The organism is Octadecabacter sp. SW4 (genome assembly GCF_008065155.1).
GTDB lineage: Bacteria > Pseudomonadota > Alphaproteobacteria > Rhodobacterales > Rhodobacteraceae > SW4.
The window spans coordinates 2,277,921-2,299,988 of the sequence record NZ_CP042819.1; the positions used below are offsets into that span (position 1 = coordinate 2,277,921).

At 61.2% G+C, this 22,068-nt stretch carries 26 protein-coding genes and 1 other RNA gene; 10 read left to right on the forward strand and 17 right to left on the reverse strand.

From position 1 onward, the window contains the following. Window positions 1-40: 40 nt before the first annotated feature. Genes FTO60_RS11185 through mgtE form a run of 3 tightly spaced genes read right to left on the reverse strand, consistent with a single transcriptional unit; the run spans window position 41 to window position 2,348 of the window. Window positions 41-424, reverse strand: coding sequence for a DUF1801 domain-containing protein (locus tag FTO60_RS11185; RefSeq protein ID WP_148056033.1), 384 nt, complete (start codon window positions 422-424; stop codon window positions 41-43). After that, on the reverse strand, window positions 421-981 hold the full coding sequence (locus FTO60_RS11190) for a 5-formyltetrahydrofolate cyclo-ligase (RefSeq protein WP_148056034.1): 561 nt from the start codon (window positions 979-981) through the stop codon (window positions 421-423). The genes FTO60_RS11185 and FTO60_RS11190 overlap by 4 nt, the downstream gene beginning before the upstream one ends. Then, the gene (gene mgtE / locus FTO60_RS11195; RefSeq protein WP_254696790.1) at window positions 978-2,348 is read right to left on the reverse strand and encodes a magnesium transporter; all 1,371 of its coding nucleotides are present in this window, start codon (window positions 2,346-2,348) and stop codon (window positions 978-980) included. Before mgtE ends, FTO60_RS11190 begins: the two co-directional genes overlap by 4 nt. A 112-nt stretch (window positions 2,349-2,460) precedes the next feature. Between mgtE and guaD the strand changes: the two genes are divergently transcribed. Then, on the forward strand, window positions 2,461-3,747 hold the full coding sequence (gene guaD / locus FTO60_RS11200; protein WP_148056036.1) for a guanine deaminase: 1,287 nt from the start codon (window positions 2,461-2,463) through the stop codon (window positions 3,745-3,747). Here guaD and FTO60_RS11205 read toward each other — a convergent pair. The 5 genes from FTO60_RS11205 to FTO60_RS11225 all read right to left on the reverse strand — a co-directional run bounded on the left by FTO60_RS11205 (window position 3,744) and on the right by FTO60_RS11225 (window position 7,740). After that, window positions 3,744-4,226, reverse strand: coding sequence for a CAP domain-containing protein (locus tag FTO60_RS11205; RefSeq protein ID WP_148056037.1), 483 nt, complete (start codon window positions 4,224-4,226; stop codon window positions 3,744-3,746). The genes guaD and FTO60_RS11205 overlap by 4 nt on opposite strands. Window positions 4,227-4,283: 57 nt before the next feature. After that, window positions 4,284-5,618 (reverse strand): 8-oxoguanine deaminase, encoded by a 1,335-nt coding sequence (locus FTO60_RS11210; RefSeq protein ID WP_148056038.1) that lies wholly within the window; start codon window positions 5,616-5,618, stop codon window positions 4,284-4,286. 122 nt (window positions 5,619-5,740) lie between these two features. After that, window positions 5,741-6,427: a transglutaminase family protein gene (locus FTO60_RS11215; RefSeq protein WP_148056039.1), complete on the reverse strand. Its 687-nt coding sequence runs from the start codon at window positions 6,425-6,427 to the stop codon at window positions 5,741-5,743. A 63-nt stretch (window positions 6,428-6,490) separates the two neighbouring features. Continuing rightward, complete coding sequence (locus FTO60_RS11220) at window positions 6,491-7,306, reverse strand: inositol monophosphatase family protein (protein ID WP_148056040.1); 816 nt, start codon at window positions 7,304-7,306, stop codon at window positions 6,491-6,493. Window positions 7,307-7,368: 62 nt separating this feature from the next. After that, the gene (locus FTO60_RS11225) at window positions 7,369-7,740 is read right to left on the reverse strand and encodes a helix-turn-helix domain-containing protein (protein WP_148056041.1); all 372 of its coding nucleotides are present in this window, start codon (window positions 7,738-7,740) and stop codon (window positions 7,369-7,371) included. Between the two features lie 290 nt (window positions 7,741-8,030). Here FTO60_RS11225 and FTO60_RS11230 point away from each other — a divergent pair, with 290 nt between their 5' ends. Further along, entirely contained in the window at window positions 8,031-8,987 is a 957-nt protein-coding gene (locus tag FTO60_RS11230; protein WP_148056042.1) for an NADPH:quinone oxidoreductase family protein, read from the forward strand. Here FTO60_RS11230 and FTO60_RS11235 read toward each other — a convergent pair. Then, a complete protein-coding gene (locus FTO60_RS11235; RefSeq protein ID WP_148056043.1) occupies window positions 8,984-9,838 on the reverse strand; it encodes a LysR family transcriptional regulator in 855 nt (284 codons plus the stop codon). The genes FTO60_RS11230 and FTO60_RS11235 overlap by 4 nt on opposite strands. A gap of 127 nt (window positions 9,839-9,965) precedes the next feature. Here FTO60_RS11235 and FTO60_RS11240 point away from each other — a divergent pair, with 127 nt between their 5' ends. The 6 genes from FTO60_RS11240 to FTO60_RS11265 all read left to right on the forward strand — a co-directional run bounded on the left by FTO60_RS11240 (window position 9,966) and on the right by FTO60_RS11265 (window position 13,900). Next, window positions 9,966-10,178, forward strand: a complete 213-nt coding sequence (locus FTO60_RS11240) for a DUF1127 domain-containing protein (protein WP_148057136.1) — start codon at window positions 9,966-9,968, stop codon at window positions 10,176-10,178. A 170-nt stretch (window positions 10,179-10,348) separates the two neighbouring features. Continuing rightward, window positions 10,349-11,122: a Bax inhibitor-1/YccA family protein gene (locus FTO60_RS11245; RefSeq protein ID WP_148056044.1), complete on the forward strand. Its 774-nt coding sequence runs from the start codon at window positions 10,349-10,351 to the stop codon at window positions 11,120-11,122. A 115-nt stretch (window positions 11,123-11,237) separates the two neighbouring features. Beyond that, the gene (locus FTO60_RS11250) at window positions 11,238-12,035 is read left to right on the forward strand and encodes a hypothetical protein (RefSeq protein WP_148056045.1); all 798 of its coding nucleotides are present in this window, start codon (window positions 11,238-11,240) and stop codon (window positions 12,033-12,035) included. A 14-nt stretch (window positions 12,036-12,049) separates the two neighbouring features. Next, window positions 12,050-12,772, forward strand: a complete 723-nt coding sequence (locus tag FTO60_RS11255; protein WP_148056046.1) for a PEP/pyruvate-binding domain-containing protein — start codon at window positions 12,050-12,052, stop codon at window positions 12,770-12,772. A 13-nt stretch (window positions 12,773-12,785) separates the two neighbouring features. Continuing rightward, window positions 12,786-13,184, forward strand: a complete 399-nt coding sequence (locus tag FTO60_RS11260; RefSeq protein ID WP_172623870.1) for an MAPEG family protein — start codon at window positions 12,786-12,788, stop codon at window positions 13,182-13,184. A 104-nt stretch (window positions 13,185-13,288) separates the two neighbouring features. After that, the gene (locus tag FTO60_RS11265) at window positions 13,289-13,900 is read left to right on the forward strand and encodes a hypothetical protein (protein ID WP_148056048.1); all 612 of its coding nucleotides are present in this window, start codon (window positions 13,289-13,291) and stop codon (window positions 13,898-13,900) included. Between the two features lie 59 nt (window positions 13,901-13,959). Here the strand turns inward: FTO60_RS11265 and rpmG are convergent, their stop codons facing one another. After that, complete coding sequence (gene rpmG / locus FTO60_RS11270; RefSeq protein ID WP_011750518.1) at window positions 13,960-14,127, reverse strand: 50S ribosomal protein L33; 168 nt, start codon at window positions 14,125-14,127, stop codon at window positions 13,960-13,962. Between the two features lie 108 nt (window positions 14,128-14,235). Continuing rightward, window positions 14,236-14,604, reverse strand: coding sequence for a hypothetical protein (locus tag FTO60_RS11275; RefSeq protein WP_148056049.1), 369 nt, complete (start codon window positions 14,602-14,604; stop codon window positions 14,236-14,238). Between the two features lie 132 nt (window positions 14,605-14,736). On the opposite strand from FTO60_RS11275, the gene ppsA reads away from it, so the two are divergent. Then, the gene (gene ppsA, locus FTO60_RS11280) at window positions 14,737-17,109 is read left to right on the forward strand and encodes a phosphoenolpyruvate synthase (protein WP_148056050.1); all 2,373 of its coding nucleotides are present in this window, start codon (window positions 14,737-14,739) and stop codon (window positions 17,107-17,109) included. On the opposite strand, the gene rnpB is transcribed toward ppsA, so the two are convergent. From rnpB to gatC, 5 genes are all read right to left on the reverse strand, one after another. Further along, window positions 17,110-17,503, reverse strand: an RNA gene (rnpB, locus tag FTO60_RS11285) — RNase P RNA component class A. A gap of 12 nt (window positions 17,504-17,515) precedes the next feature. Then, window positions 17,516-18,142, reverse strand: coding sequence for an N-acetylmuramoyl-L-alanine amidase (locus FTO60_RS11290; protein WP_172623935.1), 627 nt, complete (start codon window positions 18,140-18,142; stop codon window positions 17,516-17,518). Window positions 18,143-18,195: 53 nt separating this feature from the next. Further along, a complete protein-coding gene (locus FTO60_RS11295) occupies window positions 18,196-18,906 on the reverse strand; it encodes a hypothetical protein (protein WP_148056052.1) in 711 nt (236 codons plus the stop codon). Between the two features lie 32 nt (window positions 18,907-18,938). After that, window positions 18,939-20,423 carry an Asp-tRNA(Asn)/Glu-tRNA(Gln) amidotransferase subunit GatA gene (gene gatA, locus FTO60_RS11300; RefSeq protein ID WP_148056053.1) on the reverse strand — a complete coding sequence of 495 codons (1,485 nt, stop codon included), beginning with the start codon at window positions 20,421-20,423 and terminating at the stop codon, window positions 18,939-18,941. Beyond that, window positions 20,423-20,710: an Asp-tRNA(Asn)/Glu-tRNA(Gln) amidotransferase subunit GatC gene (gene gatC, locus FTO60_RS11305; RefSeq protein ID WP_148056054.1), complete on the reverse strand. Its 288-nt coding sequence runs from the start codon at window positions 20,708-20,710 to the stop codon at window positions 20,423-20,425. Before gatC ends, gatA begins: the two co-directional genes overlap by 1 nt. Window positions 20,711-20,837: 127 nt before the next feature. Between gatC and FTO60_RS11310 the strand changes: the two genes are divergently transcribed. Beyond that, a complete protein-coding gene (locus FTO60_RS11310) occupies window positions 20,838-21,533 on the forward strand; it encodes a metal-dependent hydrolase (RefSeq protein ID WP_148056055.1) in 696 nt (231 codons plus the stop codon). Window positions 21,534-21,580: 47 nt separating this feature from the next. Here FTO60_RS11310 and FTO60_RS11315 read toward each other — a convergent pair whose 3' ends face one another. Continuing rightward, window positions 21,581-22,030, reverse strand: a complete 450-nt coding sequence (locus tag FTO60_RS11315) for a nucleoside deaminase (protein WP_148056056.1) — start codon at window positions 22,028-22,030, stop codon at window positions 21,581-21,583. Window positions 22,031-22,068: the final 38 nt, after the last annotated feature.

The window sequence follows — 22,068 nt, forward strand, 5'->3', positions numbered from 1 at the left end:
GGGGTCCGTAAAGCAATCACGCTGCCCAAGCGCAAGCGAATTATAAGAAATAGGTCAGCCCGTGCAGGATCGTCAGGCGCAAGCGATCGGTGTCAATCTGGTCGGGGTGATCGAACAGAATCGCGCGGCTGCCGTCAATCCGGTCGGCACCCGCAAAACGCTGCGCGTGGGTTGCAATGACGGTGGTGGAACAGGGGGCACAAAAGGCAAAGGTCGCGGATTTATGCGGTGCCACACGCAGGGTCGTGCCCGTGTTTGCCGCCCTGGGCCGAAAGGCGGGCTGGCCCCATTTCAGGCTTTCGGTCAGCGGGCCGATGCGCGGATCACTTGCACCCGTGTCGATGATCAAATTGCGCAGACGCGCCATGCCCTGCGCCACCAGCGGGGGTTGTGCGGCGAATACGGCGGCGATTTCCGGCTTCATTTGCCCACCTCGATCACACCGCGTTCTGTCACGATCAAATCAAGCGGTTGATCGGTGAGCTCCAGCGGCAGGTTCGCATCCTCTTGATCCGCATAGGCAAAGCCGATGGCCAAGGTCGCCTGCGCAGCACGCAGACCCTCCAGCGTGCGGTCATAAAACCCGCCACCATAGCCCAGCCGCCCGCCTGCACGGCTGAATGCAACCAGCGGCACGATCAGGATTTCCGGGGTGATCCAATCGCCGCTGGCCGGAACCTGCGCGCCAAACTCCCCGGCAATCATGGCGCAGTCAGGCTCCCACGCGCGGAACTTCAGCGGCTGGCCCTTTCCGATGATCACAGGCACGCAAACCGGGCCATGCGCCGCGGCTTCTTCCATCGCCGCCGTCGGGTCGATCTCGGTGCGCATCGCCATGTAGCCCGCCAGTGGCACGCCACGATAACCGGCCAGAACCGCCGACAGATGGCCCGCGTGGCCCGTGCCGCTGTCATGGGCCAGCTTGCGGCGCGCAAAGGCAGCCTTGCGGGCCTGCGCTTTTATTGCCGCTCGACCGGTCACAACAGAACGACCGCTGCCAAGCCAAGAAAGGCAAAGAATCCAACAACATCCGTGACCGTGGTGACAAAGGCACCCGAGGCCAGCGCCGGATCAACACCCAGTTTTTCCAGCGCCACAGGGATCACCGTGCCCGCCAGTCCGGCCACAACCATATTGATAATCATCGCCACGCCAATCACGACACCGAGCATCGGCGAGCCGAACCAGATCATGCCCACGGCCCCCATCACAACGGCGAAAATCGCACCGTTTACGCAGCCCACATAGACCTCGCGCCGGATCACGCGCCAGACGTTGGCGCCGGTCAAATCGCGTGTGGCAATGGCGCGCACGGCCACGGTCAGCGACTGCGTGCCGGCGTTGCCCCCCATCGACGCGACAATCGGCATGAGCACGGCAAGCGCGACAAAGCCCGCGATCACATCCTCGAACAGGGAAATCACCAGACTGGCCAGAATCGCCGTGACAAGGTTCACCGCCAGCCACGGAAAGCGCTGCCGGGTCGTTTCAATGACGCGGTCGGTCAGGCTGCCCTCGCCAACACCGGCCAGACGCAGGATGTCTTCCTCGTGCTCCTCGTCGAGAACGATCATCGCATCGTCAATCGTGATCACGCCGACAAGGCGGTCGTTCTGATCGACCACAGGCGCGGAAATCAAGTGATACTGGTTGAAGGCATAGGCAACGTCGCCTTCGTCCTGATCATAGCGGAAGGTGCGAAAGCTGTCCTCGGTCAGGTCGGCCAGCTTGGTAGCGCGCGGCGCACCCAACAGGCGGCCAAGCGTCACGTAACCCATTGGTTTCATGCGCGGATCGACAAGGATCACATGGTAAAACTGTTCTGGCAAATCATCGTGACTGCGCAGGAAATCAATGGTTTCACCAACGCTCCAATGAACCGGCGCGCGCACCACTTCGACCTGCATCAAGCGGCCGGCGGATTCCTCGGGGTAGGACAGCGCCTGTTCAACAGCGATCCGGTCGGTGACGCCAAGCGCATCCAGAACGGCCTCTTGCTGTGCGTCATCAAGGTCTTCGACAAGGTCCACGACATCGTCGCTTTCCATCTCGCGCACAGCCTCGGCCAGTTCCAGCGGCGCCAGGCTCTGGATCACTTCTTCGCGCAGGGATTCTTCAAGCTCGGACAGGATTTCACCGTCCATCCCGCCGCGCCACAGCGTCAGCAGCGCACGGCGGTCACGCCCATCAATCTGTTCCAGAAGGTCGGCGATGTCAGCGGCGTGCAGCGGATTCAACAAGTCGTCAACCGCTGCCGCATCGCCCAGTTCGACAGCCGCCAGCACCGCGTCCAGGACACGTTTGGTCAGGCTTTGGCCGTCGTCTTCGATGTCGGTCAGATCTTCCACCTGGCACCCCCAATCTTCGCGCAGCATAGAGGATCACCCACCGTCAGCAAGAAGGTCTCTCTTGAAAATCCGTAGTTTACCTCCGCGCGCTTCGCGGCCTATTTTTACAACAATGACACAGCATCTCCTTCTTGGGCAGACCCTTTCGTTTACCGGCGACCCCATCGTTTCGGACTGGCGCGACGTGACCCATCATGACAGTGCGGGCGCGGTGCTGGTCGCGGATGGGCGCATTGCCGCGACAGGCCCCGCCACGGCCCTGCGTCGCGATTATCCACAGGCGAAAATCCACGATTACGGCAATGCCCTGATCACGGCGGGCTTTGTCGATGCGCATATGCATTATCCGCAGACCGCGATGATCGCGAGTTGGGGAAAGCGGCTGATTGATTGGCTCAACACCTATACTTTCCCCGAGGAAATGCAGTTTGGTGACCGCGCTTACGCCGACGAGATCGCCGCGCGCACCCTGGATCTGGCGCTGGCCCACGGCACAACTACGCTGACCAGCTTTTGCACGATCCACCCCGAAAGCGTCGATGCGTTTTTCAGCGCGGCGCAGGCGCGGGATATGGCCGTGGTCGCGGGCAAGACCTGCATGGATCGCAACGCCCCTGACGGGCTGCGGGACTCGGCGCAATCGGCCTATGACGACAGCAAGGCCCTGCTTGGGCGTTGGCATGGCAAGGGCCGCGCCACCTATGCGATCACCCCACGTTTCACGCCCACCTCGACGCCCGATCAGTTGCACGCCCTGGGCGCGCTTTGGCGCGAATACCCCGATTGCCTGATGCAAACGCACCTGTCCGAACAGGTCGATGAAATCGCTTGGGTGCGCGATTTGCACCCGCAGGCGCGCGACTACCTTGATACCTACGAAAGCGCGGGCCTGCTGGGCGAACGCGGCCTTTACGGCCACGCGATCCACCTTGAACCGCGCGAAATTGACCGCATCGCCGAGGTCGGCGGCGCAGTGGTGCATTGCCCGACCTCTAACACCTTTATCGGCTCTGGCCTGTTCGACATGGCGGGCCTCAAGGCGCGCGGCATCAGCATCGGGCTGGCTACGGATACGGGCGGAGGATCGTCCTTTTCGATGCTGCGCACGATGGCGGCGGCCTATGAAATCGCTCAGCTGCGCGGCGTTCCGTTACACCCCGCACAACTGATGTGGCTGGCAAGTGAAGGATCGGCGCGCGCCTTGCATATGGGTGGGAAAATCGGATCGCTCAGCCAGGGTGCGGCGGCAGACATCTGCGTGATCGACCTTGCCTCGACCCCAGCCATCGCCCAGCGCACCGGCGTTGCGAATGACATCTGGGAAGCGCTGTTTCCCACAATCATGATGGGCGATGATCGCGCAATCGCAGAGGTCTGGGTGAAGGGTAAGGTGCGCTAGCACGCCTCAGCCAGCAAAAGCACCCACATATCGTCCACGCGCCCCAACCCGTATTCGCGCGCGCGCCCGGCAAGCATGTTCACCCGGTGATCGGGCGAGCCCATCCAGGCCGCAACAATGCGTGCTTCGTTGGGCTGACCGCTGCCTATATTTTCCGCCAGGAAGCGGTAACAGTAGCCCTGCGCCCGCACCCGTGTCGCGGGGGTCGCGCCATTTGGCGATTGGTGCGAAAAATAACTACGCTGCACCATGTCCTGGGCATGGACTTGCGCCGCCGCAGCAAGACGCGCATTCGGGGCAAGCGGACCCAGCCCGTTGTCCGCGCGCGCCTTGTTCAGCATGGCGCCAAATCCCGATGTGGGAACGGCCGCAAGCGGGGCCGCCGGACCGGACGCCGTGCCGCCCGCAATCGGCACCGGCACCACAACACAAGCTGTCAGCGCGAGAAGTGCAAACAATGAGAAGAAAACGCCCCGCATCACAGCCTCCCGAACCGTTGTCTCACCCTAGGGGCGGGTGGTCCATTTTGTCGAGCCTTAACCCTGCAAATCTGCTGCAAGCCTGTTTTGCGTGGTGACCGCGCGCGCCAGATCAATCGTGACCATCTGACCGTCGCGCACGACTTCGCGCCCTTCGACGATCAGATCGCGCACGCGGGTTGGCCCCGCCAGCAGCAGCGCCGCCGCGTCCCAACTGCCGGCACTTTCCACGCCGGACACGTCCCAGATGGCCAGATCGGCGCGTTTGCCCACGGCGATCTGCCCGCAGTCATCGCGGCCCAGGACCTGCGCGCCACCGCGTGTTGCAATCTCCAATGCCGCGCGCGCGCTCATCGCGTCAGCGCCACGCGCGACCCGTTGCAACAGCAGCGACTGGCGCGCCTCGAGGATCAGGTTGCTCGCGTCATTGCTGGCCGATCCGTCGACGCCCAGCCCCACGTTTACCCCCGCATCGCGCATCGCCCGCACAGGTGCGATCCCGCTGCCAAGGCGGCAGTTGGAACAGGGGCAATGGGCGACACCGGTGCCGGAACGCGCAAATAAATCAATCTCTTGTTCGTCCAACTTCACGCAATGCGCATGCCAAACATCCCTGCCCGTCCAGCCCAGATCCTCGGCATATTGACCCGGGCGGCAATCGAATTTTTCCAGACAATAGGCGATGTCCTCGTCGTTTTCGGCCAGATGGGTATGCAGCATCACGCCCTTGTCGCGGGCCAGAATCGCGGCGTCACGCATCAATTCGCGACTGACGGAGAATGGCGAACAGGGGGCAACGCCCACCCGCACCATCGCGCCCACGCTGGCATCATGATGGGTGTCGATCACGCGGATGCAGTCGTTCAGGATGGCCGCTTCGTCCTCGACCAGGGAATCAGGGGGCAGGCCACCGTCGCTTTCACCAATGCTCATCGCGCCGCGTGTGGGATGAAACCGCAGGCCGACCTCTTGGGCGGCGGCGATTGTATCGTCAAGGCGCGACCCGTTGGGAAACAGATACAGGTGATCAGAGCTCATCGTGCAGCCCGACAGCGCCAATTCGGCAAGCCCCACTTGCGCCGATGCAAACATTTCTTCGGGGCCAAAGCGCGCCCAGATCGGATAGAGCGCTTGCAGCCAGCCGAACAACAGCGCGTCCTGCCCGCCCGGCACCGCGCGGGTCAGGGTTTGATACAGGTGATGATGGGTGTTGACTAAACCGGGGGTGACAACACAACCGCGCGCGTTGATCACGTGGGCATTCGGTGCATCTATCGCGCCAATCCCGGCAATCACGCCGTCACGCAGCAGAATATCCGCGCCTTGTAGTTCGCGGCGGGTGTCGTCCATCGTCAGAATGGTGTCGGCGTGCCTGATCAGGGTTGTGGGCATGGGATGTCCTTTCGCTCCACCCCCTTCGGTGGATTGGACAACCTGCGCCGACAGAAGGGGGAAGGACTCGGCGTGATGCTCAGGTTAAGGGGGGTGACATGGGCTGGCAAGTGCTTGCCCTGTCATCGTCCCTCGCGCAACCGCGCGACGCGCCCGTTGATCAGTGGCAGAAACATCCGATATAGCCGCTGTCGGATCGGGCCCACCTTGTTGCGATAATCCCCCTGCGCATAAAATTGAGCCGGATCGCCCCAAACACCGTCATCCCCTTCCACCGCTGCCATCTGCGAAAAATGAGCGCCGTCAAGGACAAGATCGGCACTTGCCGCACCCTTGGCCAGACTGACGGAAAACCCGGTCTTCCAGTTCCGCCGCGCCAGTTCGGCGACGGCCATGTCATGAAGTTTCTGATCGTTGATATAGCTGTCGATCGCATACCATTCACCACCCAGGTCAACCTCGATCCAGCTATGGGACAACTGGTCGGGTAACAGCGCATATGGGATACCGGTAAAGAATCCGCGCTGAATCTCCTTGGTTATCTTTGAAAAATGCAGGCGCGCCGGAATGCCTGCGGCCTTGCACAAGGCAAGGAACAAAGTGCCCTTGGTGTTGCACTGTCCATACCCCGACCTGATCGTGTCCGATGCCTTGACGAAATCGCCATCGGGCGGAAAGGCAAAGGCAATGTCGTCACGCACATAGTTGAAAATCCGCGCAAGACTTTCGCGCGGGGTCTTTGCGTCGGCGACCAGCCTTGCGGCGGTCTGTGCGACAAGCGGGTGATCAAAGTCGGCAAGTTTTTCCATGCCGCCAAGTAGCGCGACACCGAAAGACTGTCCTTGATACCGATCAAGTCGCGGCGGCACAGGTCACGCCGCAAGGCTAGCCTGCAAAACCGCAAGCGCCTGCGCGTGAATGTCGGGGTTTGCCGCCGCCAGCACGCGCCCGCCGTCATGGGCCGGACCGCCCTGCCAGTCGGTAACGATCCCGCCCGCGGCGGTGATCACGGCGATGGGTGACTGAATGTCGTAGGCGTTCAAACCTGCCTCGACCACCAGATCGACCTGCCCTGCCGCAACCAATGCATAGGCGTAACAATCCATCCCGTAGCGCACGAGGCGGGTCTGCGCGGCCACGGCGCGAAAGGCGCGGGCTTCGGCCTCGGACCCCACTTCGGGAAAGGTGGTCAGGACGGTTGCCGCAGACAGATCGCGCTCGGGGCGCGTTTTCAGCGGTGCCGTGCCATGTGGCCCGACAACCTCGGCCACGCCAAAGCCGCCAGCAAAACGTTCGCCAATATAGGGTTGGTCGATCAGGCCAAACTGGGGGCCGCGCGCATCCGCAACGGAAATCAGGACACCCCATGTGGGCGTGCCGCTGATAAAGCCGCGGGTTCCGTCGATCGGGTCCAGCACCCAGGTCAGCCCGCTCGTGCCGGTGGTGGTGCCGTATTCTTCGCCCAGAATAGCGTCGTCGGGGCGCAGTTCAGCCAGCACCGCGCGCATGGCGCGTTCGGCGCTCCGGTCGGCTTCGGTCACGGGATCAAAGCCGCCATCTCCATCCTTGTTGTCACTGACCAAGGCGGTTTGGCGGAAATGGCGCAGGGTCTCCGGGCGGGCCGCGTCGGCCATTGCATGGGCCGTACGGATCAGCTCTGCCTGCAGGTCACTACTGTAAACGGTCATCTTGCCCCCGACGCTACGCCAACAGGCGCTAGCGCGGGTCGGGTCGCAAGGTCAAGCGTGCATTAGGCCGCTTCGCTCAGGACGCGGGCCAGATCGAACAACCGGCGGCGCTGGTTTTCGGGAATCGCATAGTAAGAGCGCAGCAATTCCAGCGCCTCTTTGTCGCTCAGGACGTCGTTGGGCATATTGCCCGAGGCATCCTTTGGCGCAGCGCCCGTCTCCATGCCTTCGAAAAAGGACGACACAGGCACCGTCAGGGCGTGGGCAATATCCCATAGCCGCGAGGCACTGACGCGGTTCATACCGGTCTCGTATTTCTGGATCTGCTGGAACTTGATCCCGACCTGTTCAGCAAGTTGCTGCTGGGTCACGCCATTCATCCAGCGCCGGTGGCGAATACGCTTTCCCACATGCACATCAACAGGGTGCTTCATACTTTCGTTCCTTCTTGCTTACTCGGGCTCCGGCAACACGCGGCAGAAAATCAGTGACCACGTTGAGCGAACACATGTTTTCTACCGAAGTCTGAATGCGCCCATTTTCTCAAAACACGCAACGGTTGCATAACCCGACCTTACCTTTAGGACAGTCTTGGGCTTACGCACCCCTCGGTCAACCTGTCTTTTTGTCAGTATTTCAGTGAGTTCAGAGGCGATTCTGGCTATTTTCCAAAGGGAAAGCTAGAGTCGTTAAAGGCGAATCTCAAAAAGGGCGCGATGGCAATATGCGAGCATTTCAAGTAAAATCCTTTGAAACAAAGGCCGAAATGGCCGAGATCGACGCGCCATCCCCGGCCGAGGGCGAAGTTGCTTTGCGCATCCACGCATGCGGTCTGAACTTTGCCGACCTGTTGATGGCCAAGGGCACCTATCAAGACACGCCGCCGCCGCCCTTTACCTTGGGACTCGAGGTCTGCGGCACCGTCACGGCGCTGGGCGCGGATGTCACCGACCCCGCCATCGGCACCCGCGTGGCAGTATTTGGCGGGCGCGGCGGGCTGGCCGAAACGGGGGTGTTCCCGGCCGCCCTGTGCCGCGCCGTGCCCGCCACGATGAGCGACGAACAGGCGGCGGGCTTTCAGGTCGCCTATGGCACATCGCATCTGGCGCTGACACGGCGCGCGCACTTGCAGGCGGGAGAAACCCTTTTGGTGCTGGGTGCGGCGGGTGGTGTGGGTCTGACGGCAGTCGAAGTCGGCAAGGCGATGGGCGCAACCGTGATTGCTGTGGCGCGCGGCGCCGACAAGCTGGCTGTGGCCCGCGCCGCCGGGGCGGATCACTGCATCGACGCCAGCGCGGACATCAAGGCCGAGGTCAAGGCGCTGGGCGGGGCCGATGTGGTTTATGACCCCGTTGGAGGAGACCTGTTCAAGGCAGCGCTTGGGGCTTGCAACCGCGAGGCGCGGGTGATCGTGATTGGCTTTGCCAGCGGTGACGTGCCGCAAATTCCGGCCAATATCCTGCTGGTCAAGAATATCACCGTGATCGGATTTTATTGGGGCGGGTATCTGGCGTTCAACGCGGCCGCCCTGACTGATAGCATGGCCGAATTGATGCACTGGCACGCCGAAGGTCGCCTGCACCCGCATGTAAGCCACGCCCTGCCGCTGGACCGCGCACAGGATGCGCTGGACCTGCTGGAAAGCCGCAAATCAACCGGCAAGGTTGTCGTGACGATCTAATGCGCCTGATAGGCCGCATGGATCAGCGCCGCCAAATCGCCAACCACGGGGCTATCGTCGCTGGCGCGGTGATACATGTTGATGCGGGTCTGACGCAATTCGGGCAAGGCTCCGCCGTGGTTGATCCGTTCGCAGTGACGCGGTTCAGTCCCTTCGATCAGCGCATGCACCGCCAGATCGGCGGAAACTGTGGCCTCGATCGTGCGGGATGAGTTGGTTTCGACCACCATCTCCCATGGAATGCCCGCCTCGGACAGGCGCCGCTGCACCCCCTGGCGAAAGATGCAGTTTTTCTCGAAGGCGAGACGCAGTGGGCGGTTGCGCCAGGCGGTGCCGTTTTCCGTGCCGACCCAGACCAGCGGCTTGATGGCTAGCGTCTCGCCGCCCTCGCCCACTTCGTCTTCTGTGGTCAGCAGCACGTCGATCTCGCCCTTAGCGTATTGGTCTTTCAGCGCGCGGGTAAAGGATGTCAGCAATTGCACCCGCACCCGCGGATATTCTGCGGCAAAGCGTTGCAAGACCTGCGGCACCACCGGATAAACAATGTCGTGCGGCACGCCCAGCGTCACTTCGCCCTCGAATTCCTGCGCGGTCAGGCGGCTGTAGATTTCATCGTTAAGCGACAGCATCCGCCGCGCATAGCCCAACAGTTGTTCGCCGTTGGGCGACAGGGAAATGCTGCGCGCCGAGCGGTCAAACAGCGACACACCCATCGAGTCCTCAAGCCGTTTGAGTTGCATCGACACCGCCGATTGCGTCAGGTGCAGCACGCCCGCCGCCTTGGTGACGCCGCCGGTATCGGCTACGGCGACAAAGGACCGCAGGGCGGTGAGATCAAGATTGCGGGGCATATCAATATCCGTGATGCATTAACTATCAAACATTCATTTTCAATATGCCACAGGATCAGCCATATATCAATCATCCTGATTCAAATCAGATAAAGCATCACAAACCTGAAAGGACGATCCGATGTCCATGACCCACGACATGCACTATGCCCCCGCCCGCCGCCCTGCCCTGCGTTCACCGCTTGGCCTTTTTGCCGAAGCCCTTGTGGTCTGGCAGCAGCGCCGTGCGCTTGCCCGCCTTGACGATGCCCGCCTGTGTGACATCGGGTTGAGCCGCGAAGATGCGCGCCGCGAAGCCGCCCGCCCCGTCTGGGACGTGCCAACGGGCTGGCGCGCCTGATCCCTTTAAATATGCAAAAGAATCCGGTCCTTTCGCACAACACTGCGTGAATTGATTGGATTTTTGCATATTCCGCGTCCGGTATTCCTTGAAAACGCGGGGAAATACGCCAATATCGGCACCAAGGATACCGCATGTGCGGTGCAACCCGTTCAACCTTGGAGGCTTTGATGGCTGACTACAGACCGATGGACGCTGGCGTAGGTGCCCGCAGCGTTGATATCGATGCAGGGCTTCGCGCCCACATGAACAAAGTTTACGGCACCATGTCCGTGGGCATGATTATCACGGCGCTGGCCGCATGGGCCATTTCCGGCCTGGCCACGGCTGATGCCGGAACCGCCGCTGCGCAACTGTCAAACGGCACATTCCTGTCCGACTTTGGCGTGACGCTTTACACGACACCACTGCGCTGGGTGGTCATGTTCCTGCCGCTGGTGATGGTTTTCGCCTTTGGCGCGATGATTAACCGTTTGTCAGCGGCTGGCGCGCAATTGTTCTTCTACGTCTTTGCACTGGCGATGGGCGTGTCGATCAGCTGGATCTTCCTCAGCTTCACCGGGTATTCGATCATTCAGGTCTTCCTTGTGACCTCGATCGCTTTCGCGGGCCTGTCGCTGTACGGCTATACGACAAAGAAAGACATCAGCGGCTGGGGCAGCTTCCTGATCATGGGCGTAATCGGCCTGATCGTGGCGATGGTCATCAACATCTTCCTGCAATCGCCGGTGATGATGTATGCCATTTCGATGATCGGTGTGCTGATCTTTGCAGGCCTCACCGCCTATGACACCCAGAACATCAAGAACACCTACCTGGAACACGCCCACCATGGCGATCAGGAATGGTTGGGCAAGGCCGCCATCATGGGCGCGCTGAACCTCTATCTTGATTTCATCAACATGTTCATGTTCCTGCTGCAACTGCTGGGCAACCGCAACTAGGCAGCGCTGCACACCACCGTTCAAAGCCCCCGTGTCATCACGGGGGCTTTTTTTATATCCAAGACTTGGCCATCCACATCCGTCATGTTGTCAATGCACCCCGCAAGGACATGCCATGACACCACGTTTCCCCCGCCATGTGCGCCTGCGCGCGCTGCCGCTGGACGCCTACTGCGTTGACTGCGGATCAGGTGTCAGCGCCCCAGGGCGGCAGGTCAGCGATACCACCCTGCAAGACCGCGCCGCCTTTGATCGCTTTGCCGTGCGCGACGATGTTCCCGGTGCGTTGGGCCTGCGCGAAGTCAAGTTTATCATCACCGATGTCGACACAGACGCGCCCCAGCTTGTGTTCATGAACAGCAACCTGAACCCACTGCATTACTATTTTGCCCGCGATGAACTGGGTGTTGGTCTGTCCGTGGCCGATTTCAACCGCGTGACCTATTTCACCGACAACCGGCGCTTTATCGTCGGCAATATCGTCGCCTATGACAACTATACTCGCCCCGGCGGCAGTCCCGGCCTATATGTGCTAGAATTCTGGCCGACCGACCCAATAGGCGCGATGGCAGTCGCCCGCACCTATGGGATGCTGTCCGAGGCGATGCCCTTTGCCCGCGAAACGCTGGCGTTTCACCCTTCGGGCGACATTCAAGAGGCGCGCCTGACCGAAGAAGCCGAGCTCTTTGCCGCCTTCGCTGTCCCGACAATCTGGACTTTCGAGATATTCGAGGATGTACGCTTTAACCCGCTCAACCTTGGCACGGCCGTTGGCGCTCTGCGGGTGATCGACGGGACCGAACGCCGCCCGCCAGCCCCCTCCGACATCGTGATTTACGACCGCCTGCCCAATGATCTGCCGCTGGTCGCAGGCGTGCTCCCGCCCGGGAGCAAACACCGCCACGCGACCTGATCCCGCGCGCGATTGTGCCACTGTCGGATCTGCGTTTCGATCAGGCGGATGCATTCGGGGCCAAGGCCACGAATCTCGCCGAACTGCGCCGCGCAATTGACCCGATGTATGTGCCTGACGGGTTCGCAGTGCCATTTTCGTTTTATCGCACCTTCATGCTGGCCAACGGGCTTTATGACCTGATCCGCACCGAAATGGCTGATCCTGACTTTGCCGATGAAACCAAACGCCCCAAGATGCTGAAATCCATCCGCCGCGCGATCAAGGATGCGCCCATGCCCACCCCGTTGGCCGATCACGAAGATCTGGTCGGGTTCACCGGTGCGGGGCTTTATGATTCCTATACCCACCGCCTTGACGAGGGACATATCAGCAAATCGATCAAACAGGTCTGGGCCAGCCTTTGGAACGCCCGCGCCTTTGAAGAACGCAACTTTTATCGCATCGACCATCTGGGTGCGGCAATGGGCGTGCTGCTGATCAAGGATCTGAATATACGCAACGCAGAGTCTTATGAAACAATCTATGTGCGCAGCTCGACCCTTGTGGCGCGGCAAACGGCAGTGATCGCCCGCGCCGACCTGATGCAGTTGATTTCGCACCTGAAAACGGTCCACGACCATTTCAAAACGCTGTATCAGCGCGACACCGACCCGACGTTTGCATTGGACATCGCGTTTAAATTCGACGTCAATGGCGCCCTTGCAATCAAGCAGTCACGCCCGTGGACGGGCTAGGAGGGACACCGCCATGATCGAAAACGCCTTGCCCGTCACCAACCTGTCGGTGTTTGCCAATGGGCTGATCTATCTGATCCTGACGTGGCGGGTGATCCGGCTGCGCAGGCGCGACGGGATCGTGCTGGGCGATGATGGCAACCGGATCATGACAAAACGTATCCGCGGTCATGCCAATGCCGCCGAACAGATACCGCTGGCGCTGATCCTGATCGCGCTGCTTGAATTCCAAGGCATCGATACGGAGCTGCTGGCGGGCCTGGCAATGCTGTTCACGCTGGGGCGCGCACTGCACGCCGCCTATTTCACGATCCACGGCACCCACTGGCGGTTTCGCATGTGGGGGATGGCGGCGACACTGGCCGCGCAGGCCGGTCTTTTGCTGCTGATGGCCTATACGCTGCTGTCCTGAGGTGCGGCGACTTCCCGCTTGAACACCGGCACGGCGGTGATTTTCCTATCCCGCCGGGTGCTTGGCTTGCTAGCTTTTGGCGCGAGCCATAAGGAAAGCCAACCTTGAAGCTGATGCAGAATCTGTTCGCCGCCAAGCAGGCGGATGGCCTTGACCCGGTGCGCGATGCGTTGTTGGCGGCGCGCGCTGTGGAAACCGCTGATATCTGGCACCCCGTGGGAACCCATGCCATTGGCGGGCTGGTGGCCGTCGGGTTTGATCGCACAAGCGAGGAAATGTTGATCGTTGCGGAAAACGGTCAAAGCGTTGTCGATTGCCGCAGCGGCACGCTGCGCTACCGCAACGAGGACGCCGATGGCTATGACGCACCGCCCCTCAAGGCCGCGCGCCTTGATCACCCCGCAGCCGAGCGTTTCGATATGGCGGGCATGGATGGAGGCGGGTTGCGGGCCGTGACCAGCGATGGCTGGCATGTTGACCGGATCAGCCTGTGCTGGCCGGAAACCTATTGCATCCTGCAACCGCCTGATGCGTCGATTCACGCCTTGGCGCAGGTGCAGCGCGGCATGGGCACGACATTCTATCTGATGGCCAAGGAAGCCGACGACATCCGCGCATTCGGCTTTTCTTGGACGGGCGAAAGCCTTGTGCTGGCCACCGCGTCAGAGCTGCGCATCTGGACCCGGGCCACCCTGAAACTGACAAACCCGTCCTAAAACGCGAAAAGGCCGCGCAGATTGCGCGGCCCCTTTTTCACTGTCCCGGAAACGCAAGATTACTTGATCTTGCCTTCCTTGTATTCGACATGCTTGCGCACAACGGGGTCATATTTGTTGACCGTCATTTTTTCGGTCATCGTGCGTGCATTTTTCTTGGTCACATAAAAGTGCCCGGTCCCCGCGGTGGAGTTCAGGCGGATTTTGATCGTGGTCGGCTTCGCCATGTCACTTGTCCTCGGTTAAGCGGGGCGCGCTGTGGCCCTACGCGTGCGTGAATTAGAAGCCCGCTACTTAACGCCTCGGGTGATGCTGTCAACCCTGAACCGTGCGGGCTAGCGCATGTCCTTGCGTGTCAGCGCCTTGAGCAATGCGGCAATCATCACGTTGGACAATTTCGGCCCCTTGGCGACACCCATGGCCGGATCGTCGTCGCGCCCGATCTGGCGGCGCAGTGAACAGGTCCAGTGGCCATGCACCTCGCTGGCGGTGCCTTGCAGCGAAATCGCCCAGCCGGGCAACCCGTGGTCGATCACCATCAAAACGGCATCCACGCCGCCCATTGCCCCGTTGCGGATCATCGCCTGATCAACGTCCGGCAGCTTCGTCTCCACCCCGTCAAAGGCGAGTTTGCACAGGCCCGCATCATAAAGCGGCTCTTGTTCGATCTTTTCGGCAAGTGCGACAAGTGCTTGCGCGTCCATAGGTTTTCTCCCCTGTGTTGCGATATCCCCTTTACTTTATTCCAGTCGGCAGAACCCGGCCATGACGTGCGTCAAAGCGGCCCCGCACAAGCAGGAATACACTGCCCCCATACACCTATTGGGAGAATATCCATGTCTGAGAACGTCATTTGGTTTGAACACCTCGCGCGGGGCGATGTTGCGCGCGTGGGTGGCAAGAATTCGTCACTGGGCGAAATGGTCCGCACGCTGGGGCCCAAGGGCATTGATGTGCCAACAGGTTTCGCGACCAGTTCGGACGCTTATCGCGGCTTTATTGCGGCCAACGATCTGCAAACCCGCATCGCCGCCGAAATGGATGCCCTTGCCACCCACAAGATCACCCTGCACGAGGCCGGCACCCGAATCCGTGCGATGATCAACGCGGGCGACTGGCCCGATGACCTGCGGGCCGATATCCTGACCGCCTACCGCGAAATGGCGCGCCGCACCGGGCAGGAAAATCCTTCCGTCGCCGTGCGATCCTCGGCAACTGCCGAAGACCTGCCCGATGCCAGTTTTGCCGGACAACAGGAAACATTCCTGAACGTCGAAGGGGATGCAGCCCTGCTGGCCGCCTGCAAGCGCTGCTATGCCTCGCTGTTCACCGACCGCGCGATCACCTACCGCACACTCCAGGGCTTTGATCATATGGCCGTGGCCCTGTCGATTGGCGTGCAGCAAATGGTGCGCTCGGATATCGGCGGATCGGGTGTGATGTTCTCTATCGACACGGAATCTGGCTTTGACAAGGTCGTGCTGATCAACGCCGCTTGGGGTTTGGGCGAAAACGTGGTGCAGGGGGCGGTCACGCCGGATGAATACATGGTCTACAAGCCCTTCCTGAAAGACAAAAAACGCAAACCCATCGTTGAACGCACGCTTGGTGCCAAAGAAATCAAGATGATCTATGCAGGCGGCGGCAAGGCGGTGAAAAACGTGCGCACCAGCCGCGCCGAGCGCGCGCAGTTCGTGCTGTCCGAGGACGAAATCTGCGAATTGGCCCGCCAGGCCAGCACAATCGAAGACCACTATGGCTGCCCGATGGACATGGAGTGGGCGCGCGATGGCAACACCGGCAAGCTGTATATCGTGCAGGCGCGCCCCGAAACGGTGCAATCACGGGCCGAAGTCGGCGCGATGAAATCCTACAACGTGACCGAAACCGGCGAACGCCTGTTAACGGGGCTATCCGTCGGCGGGGCCGTGGCGACGGGGGCCGTGTGCCTGATCGAAACCGCTGCCGACATCGACAATTTTGTCGACGGCGCAATCCTTGTGACCCAGACGACCGATCCCGATTGGGTGCCGATCATGAAGCGCGCCAGCGCCATCGTCACCGATCATGGCGGGCGCACCAGCCACGCCGCGATTGTCAGCCGCGAATTGGGCCTGCCCGCCATCGTCGGCACCGGCAACGCCACCCATATCCTGCACGACGACCAAGAGATCACGGTCAGCTGCGCCGAGGGCGAAGAAGGCTATGTTTACGCCGGCTACGCCAAGATCGAGGTCGAGGATATCGATCTGGGCGATCTGCCCGACACGAAAACCAAGGTCATGTTCAATATGGCCAACCCGTCTGCGGCATCACGCTGGTGGCGGCTGCCTGCCGATGGTGTCGGGCTCGCGCGTATGGAATTCGTCGTCAACAACGCGATCAAGGTGCACCCGCTTGCGCTGACGCGGTTTGATCAGTTGACAGATGACGCCGTGAAAGATGAAATCGAGACCCTCACCCGTGGTTACGACCAAAAGCCGGAATACTTTGTCGATACGCTTGCGCTGGGTCTGTCGCGGATTGCCGCGGTGCATTACCCCAATCCGGTGATCGTGCGCATGTCGGATTTCAAGACCAATGAATACGCGGCCCTTCTGGGCGGCACCCAGTTTGAACCCAAAGAGGAAAACCCGATGATCGGCTGGCGCGGCGCGTCCCGCTATTATTCGGATGCCTACAAGGACGGGTTCGCGCTGGAATGTCAGGCCATCGCCAAGGCACGCGGCGTCAAGGGGTTCGACAACATCCTGATGATGATCCCCTTCTGCCGCACCCCCGACGAAGCCGACCGCGTGCTTGAGGTCATGGCCGAAAACGGGCTGGAACGCGGCAAGGATGGCTTGCAGGTCTATGTGATGTGCGAAATCCCTGCCAACGTCATTCTGGCCGAAGAATTTGCCAAACGGTTCGACGGGTTTTCAATTGGCTCGAATGACCTCACCCAGCTGACGCTTGGGGTGGACCGTGACAATGAAACCCTCGCGCCGCTGTTCAAAGAGGACAACGCCGCCGTGCTTTGGATGATTGAACAGATGATCACCCGCGCCCATGCGGTCGGGGCCAAGGTCGGGTTCTGCGGTCAGGCGCCCAGTAACGATCCCGCCTTTGCCAAACGTCTGGTGGGGTTTGGAATTGATTCAATCTCGGTCACGCCGGATGCGTTTCGTAGTGTCAAAGCCAACGTGGCGGCCGCTGAAAAAGGATAAATGCGCGGATGGCCTGTAAGCCGGATTCTGTCCATCGGGTTTCCCCGACTGGATGACCATTCATCTTGAGCGGCTGTTGCCAACCGCCCTCTAGCTGCCAACCCGGGCCCCTCGGGTTCAGGCATCCTTGCGGCGGTATGCCTTGCGGCACCTGCCCGCGCGGGGCCCCTATTTGGCATTGCTCCTGGTGGGGCTTGCCGTGCCACCCGTGTTGCCACGCGTGCGGTGGGCTCTTACCCCACCGTTTCACCCTGACCCCGGATCACGTCCGGGGCGGTTTGTTTTCTGTGGCGCTTTCCCTAGGGTTTCCCCCGCCGGGCGTTACCCGGCACCATGCCTTGTGGAGTCCGGACTTTCCTCGGGTGTTGCCACCCGCGGCCATCCAGCCATCCGCGCGATCTGCGACTTAGGCGCTGGAAACGGTTTGGTCAACGGGAAAGCGTTGGGCCAGTTGCGCGGCCAATGCGCAGTCAAAAGCGTCCAGCGGACCTGTCGCGCCCTGGCGGTGACGCAGGCGAAAGGCCGAAAGCAGGGCAGCGTGGTCGGCATCAGCGGTGTATCCGGCGACGCGCAAGTCATCGAAAAACCGCGCAGGATCAGTGTTTTGCCCGTCAATATGGGTCAGTTGAATGGACAGACCACCCCGCGCAAGGCGCGCCCAGTCAAACCGCGCGCCCGGGTCAATCTTGCGCCCCGGTGCCATGTCGGAATGGCCAATGACCCGCTGCGGGGGAATGTCCCAGCGCGCGACGATCCCCGCCAGCAACGCTTCCAATGCGTCCATCTGCGCGGCGGCAAAGGGCGCGGTGCCAATGTTGGACAATTCAATCCCGATGGACCGCGAATTGACGTCTTCCACGTCCCCCCAGCGGCCAGCGCCGGCGTGCCAGGCGCGCGCGTCTTCATCGACCAGTTGATCGACCTCGCCCCGCGCCGAGATGATGTAATGTGCCGAAACTTGCGCATCCGCGTGGCACAGCCAGTCGCGCGCGGCGGCGTGATCGGCCATCGCCGTGTAGTGGATCACGACGATATCAGGGCGTGCGCCATCGCGGCGCGGGCCGCAGTTCGGTGACGCAAAGCTGATCAGTTGCCCGCTGCCAGACGGAACGGGGTCGGATCCCAGCCACAGGCAAATCCATCGCCATCAGGATCGATCCCGCGTGGGTCGCGTTCGGGGCCGCCACGGGCCAGAAAGTCGCGCTGCGCATCGTCAGCCGAACGATAATCGGCACAATTGCGTCGGAACCGCGCCTGACCCGACAGGCTGGAGCGGCTATAGACCGCCACGCCTTTGGCGTTGGTCGTTTCCAGCGCGTATTGCACGACATTGGGGCCAACACCGCCATCGCGTTCGGGCACCGCCGTGGGTTCGACAACCTGATAGGCTGCGGCCTGGGCGGCGCGGCGTTCGGCGGCTGACTCGATGCTTTCGCGGCCCGTCACCGCTTCAAAGCTCTGTTCGTCAGAAAGGTCTGCGGATTCGACCGGCGCACCACCCGGTGCTGCAGCAACGCCTGCGCCTGCATCGGCAGCCACAGGGGTTTGCGCGCCGATCCCGGCGGCTGCGAGTTCTGACGATGGAATCGCGCTTTCGCTGACCACGGGGGCAGCCGGAAGCGTCGCGGGGGCGTCAGCGGGGACAGTGCGGCTTTGCAACTGCGCCTCGCGGCGCGCGCGATCAATCTCGTATTGGGCATAGTCGCCAAAGCCGACGCCAGCCCCGCTGTCAGGCACCTGTTGTGCGCAGCCTGCAAGTGCCACACCGGCCACGACCAAGATCAGAAACTTTTTCATTGCACATCCTGCCTTTTGCAATTTGGCGCGTCTTACCACCACTTGGCCGGTTTGGCTACAAACCCGGCTGCTTGTTCCAACGAATAGGCGGTATTGAGCAAATCCGCCTCTTCCCACGGGCGCCCGATCAGTTGCAGCCCCAGCGGCAGCCCCTGACGATCCACACCCGCAGGCACGGCAATTCCGGGCAATCCGGCCAGGTTCACCGTAACCGTGAACACATCGTTCAGATACATCTGCACCGGATCGGCATCCGTCATGTCGCCCAGACCAAAGGCGGCCGAGGGCGTGGCCGGTGTCAGGATCGCATCGACGCCTTGGGCAAACACATCCTCAAAGTCTTTCTTGATCAGGGTGCGGACCTTGCGGGCGCGGTTGTAATAGGCATCATAAAAACCGGCCGACAACACATAGGTGCCGACCATGACGCGGCGCTGCACCTCGTGGCCAAACCCTTCGGCGCGCGTCTTTTCATACATTTCGGTAATACCGTCACCTGCTGCCAGTTTGGCGCGATGGCCAAAACGCACACCGTCATAGCGCGCAAGGTTCGAAGACGCTTCGGCAGGCGCGATCACATAATAGGCGGGCAGCGCGTATTTCGTGTGCGGCAGGCTGATATCGACGATTTTCGCACCTGCATCCTTGAGCATGGCCGTGCCATCGGCCCAAAGCTGTTCAATTTCGCTGGGCATGCCCTCCATGCGGTATTCCTTGGGGATGCCGATGGTCTTGCCCTTGATGTCACCCGTCAATGCAGCCTCAAAGTCAGGCACGGCCAGATCGGCGCTGGTGCTGTCCTTGGGATCATGACCACACATGGCCTGCAGCATGATCGCCGCATCGCGCACGTCCTTGGTCATCGGCCCGGCTTGATCCAGGCTTGAGGCAAAGGCGACAACACCCCAGCGGCTGACGCGGCCATAGGTCGGTTTGATGCCCGTGATACCGGTAAAGGCCGCAGGCTGGCGAATGGACCCGCCCGTATCGGTACCGGTTGCGCCAAGGCACAGATCAGCGGCCACCGCCGCAGCGGACCCGCCCGACGACCCGCCCGGCGTCAATGCGGCATCATCATTGCCACGCCGCCAGGGGTTCACCGCATTGCCATAGGTGCTGGTTTCGTTGCTGGACCCCATTGCGAATTCGTCCATGTTCAGCTTGCCCAGCATCACCGCGCCTGCGTCAAACAACTGCGTTGTCACGGTGCTTTCATATTCGGGCCTGAACCCTTCGAGAATTCGGCTGGCGGCCTGTGATGGCACACCTTTTGTGCAGAACAAGTCTTTGATCCCCAAGGGAATACCATTCAAAGATGGCGCGTCTTTTGACTGGCGCGCATCAGCCGCTTTGGCCTGTTCCATCGCGATCTCGGGCGTCTTGTGCACAAAGGCATTCAGCGCATCGGATTTGTCGATTTCAGCAAGACAGGCGGTGGTCAGCTCGGCGCTGGTCATATCCCCCTTGCGCAGGGCGTCACGGGCGGCACTGATTGTCAGTTTGGTCAGGTCAGACATTATTCAACCACCTTTGGCACGGCAAAAAACCCCTCGCGGGCATCGGGCGCATTGGCCAGCACGGCGGCCTGCTGATTGCCGTCGGTGACCACATCATCGCGGCGCTTCAGACGCTGGGGTGTGACCGACGTCATCGGCGCAACGCCCTCCACATCCACTTCGTTCAACTGCTCGATAAAATCAAGAATCGCGCTGAATTCCGACGCCAGAGCTGGCAATGCGTCTTCCTCGACCTTGATGCGGGCCAGATGGGCCACCTTGCGGGCTGTTTCCGTGTCGATTGACATGGTTGTCTCCGGGTTTTTGTCAGTTCAGTCGCGTTTACCGCCACGCGACACAGGTCGCAAGGTGCGACAACGATCTGGCAATGACTGCGCACCGGGTTAGACTGCGGTGATGGAAAAGGAGGCAGCGATGAAGATTATCTGGCTAGGGCATTCAAGTTTCCGGATTGAAATTGGCGGGCAGGTGCTGCTGGTTGATCCCTGGTTGGCGGGAAACCCCGCATTCCCCGAAGATCGGCGCGCCGAGGCGATTGCGGGCGCGACCCATATCCTGCTCTCGCACGGACATGGGGACCATGCGGGCAACGCGCTTGGGATTGCCCGCGAATTGGGCATTGCGATTCTGTGCATCCACGAATTGTCCGAGCATTGGAGCGCCACGGAGGGCGTGAAAACCATCGGCTTTGGCAAGGGTGGCACGATGAACCTTGATGGCGTTAAGGTCACGATGGTGAATGCCAGCCATTCCTCGAGCATTGATTTTGACGGTGGCCGCCCGACCTATGCGGGCTCCGAGGCGGGCTTCATGATCGCAGGCGAAGGGCACACGATCTATTTCAGCGGCGACACCGACATCATGGCCGATATGGACTGGATGGGCGATCTGCACAAACCCGATGTGGGCATCCTGTGCGCGGGCGGGCACTACACGATGGATATGGCGCGCGCGGCCTATGCGGCCAAACGCTATTTCAATTTCAAGACGTTGATTCCGTGCCACTACAAGACCTTTCCGATCCTTGAACAATCGGCCGACGAATTGGTGGCAGCGTTGCCCGATGTTGATGTGCTGACGCCTGATGTGCTGGAGGTGATCACGATCTGACGGCAAAAATCCACGCGGGATTTGCCGCGGAAACTGTGTGGTTTCAATCAGCGCCGATTGGCGAAAAAGTCGCTCAGCAGCGCGCCCGCGGCCTGGGCCGATATCCCATCATACACCTCGGGCACGTGATGGCACTGCGGATGGGTGAACACCCGCGCGCCATGGGCCACGCCGCCGGATTTCGGATCGCTTGCCCCGTAATACAGCCGTGCGATGCGGGCGTTGCTGATCGCGGCGGCGCACATCGGACAGGGTTCCAGCGTCACATAAAGGTCGCAGCCCGTCAGCCGTTCCTGGTCCAGCGCCGCACAGGCCGCGCGGATCGCAAGCATTTCGGCATGCGCCGTCGGGTCGTTCAATTCACGCGTGCGGTTGCCGGCGGCGGCTAGCACCCTGCCACCGGCATCGACGATCACTGCCCCCACCGGGACTTCGCCGCGCGCGGCGGCAGCGCGGGCCTCGGATAAGGCACTGTCCATATGGCTGCGAAACGTCATGCTCCTTCAATAAGCGGGTCGCGCGAGGTTGCAAGGGC

Excerpts from the sequence above, each read along its gene's own strand:
- FTO60_RS11185 (WP_148056033.1), bottom strand. The coding sequence starts at position 424 with ATGAAGCCGGAAATCGCCGCCGTATTCGCCGCACAACCCCCGCTGGTG.
- guaD (WP_148056036.1), top strand. The coding sequence starts at position 2,461 with ATGACACAGCATCTCCTTCTTGGGCAGACCCTTTCGTTTACCGGCGAC.
- FTO60_RS11205 (WP_148056037.1), bottom strand. The coding sequence starts at position 4,226 with ATGCGGGGCGTTTTCTTCTCATTGTTTGCACTTCTCGCGCTGACAGCT.
- FTO60_RS11210 (WP_148056038.1), bottom strand. The coding sequence starts at position 5,618 with ATGCCCACAACCCTGATCAGGCACGCCGACACCATTCTGACGATGGAC.
- FTO60_RS11215 (WP_148056039.1), bottom strand. The coding sequence starts at position 6,427 with ATGGAAAAACTTGCCGACTTTGATCACCCGCTTGTCGCACAGACCGCC.
- FTO60_RS11220 (WP_148056040.1), bottom strand. The coding sequence starts at position 7,306 with ATGACCGTTTACAGTAGTGACCTGCAGGCAGAGCTGATCCGTACGGCC.
- FTO60_RS11225 (WP_148056041.1), bottom strand. The coding sequence starts at position 7,740 with ATGAAGCACCCTGTTGATGTGCATGTGGGAAAGCGTATTCGCCACCGG.
- FTO60_RS11230 (WP_148056042.1), top strand. The coding sequence starts at position 8,031 with ATGCGAGCATTTCAAGTAAAATCCTTTGAAACAAAGGCCGAAATGGCC.
- FTO60_RS11235 (WP_148056043.1), bottom strand. The coding sequence starts at position 9,838 with ATGCCCCGCAATCTTGATCTCACCGCCCTGCGGTCCTTTGTCGCCGTA.
- FTO60_RS11240 (WP_148057136.1), top strand. The coding sequence starts at position 9,966 with ATGACCCACGACATGCACTATGCCCCCGCCCGCCGCCCTGCCCTGCGT.
- FTO60_RS11245 (WP_148056044.1), top strand. The coding sequence starts at position 10,349 with ATGGCTGACTACAGACCGATGGACGCTGGCGTAGGTGCCCGCAGCGTT.
- FTO60_RS11250 (WP_148056045.1), top strand. The coding sequence starts at position 11,238 with ATGACACCACGTTTCCCCCGCCATGTGCGCCTGCGCGCGCTGCCGCTG.
- FTO60_RS11260 (WP_172623870.1), top strand. The coding sequence starts at position 12,786 with ATGATCGAAAACGCCTTGCCCGTCACCAACCTGTCGGTGTTTGCCAAT.
- rpmG (WP_011750518.1), bottom strand. The coding sequence starts at position 14,127 with ATGGCGAAGCCGACCACGATCAAAATCCGCCTGAACTCCACCGCGGGG.
- FTO60_RS11275 (WP_148056049.1), bottom strand. The coding sequence starts at position 14,604 with ATGGACGCGCAAGCACTTGTCGCACTTGCCGAAAAGATCGAACAAGAG.
- ppsA (WP_148056050.1), top strand. The coding sequence starts at position 14,737 with ATGTCTGAGAACGTCATTTGGTTTGAACACCTCGCGCGGGGCGATGTT.
- FTO60_RS11295 (WP_148056052.1), bottom strand. The coding sequence starts at position 18,906 with ATGAAAAAGTTTCTGATCTTGGTCGTGGCCGGTGTGGCACTTGCAGGC.
- gatA (WP_148056053.1), bottom strand. The coding sequence starts at position 20,423 with ATGTCTGACCTGACCAAACTGACAATCAGTGCCGCCCGTGACGCCCTG.
- gatC (WP_148056054.1), bottom strand. The coding sequence starts at position 20,710 with ATGTCAATCGACACGGAAACAGCCCGCAAGGTGGCCCATCTGGCCCGC.
- FTO60_RS11310 (WP_148056055.1), top strand. The coding sequence starts at position 20,838 with ATGAAGATTATCTGGCTAGGGCATTCAAGTTTCCGGATTGAAATTGGC.
- FTO60_RS11315 (WP_148056056.1), bottom strand. The coding sequence starts at position 22,030 with ATGACGTTTCGCAGCCATATGGACAGTGCCTTATCCGAGGCCCGCGCT.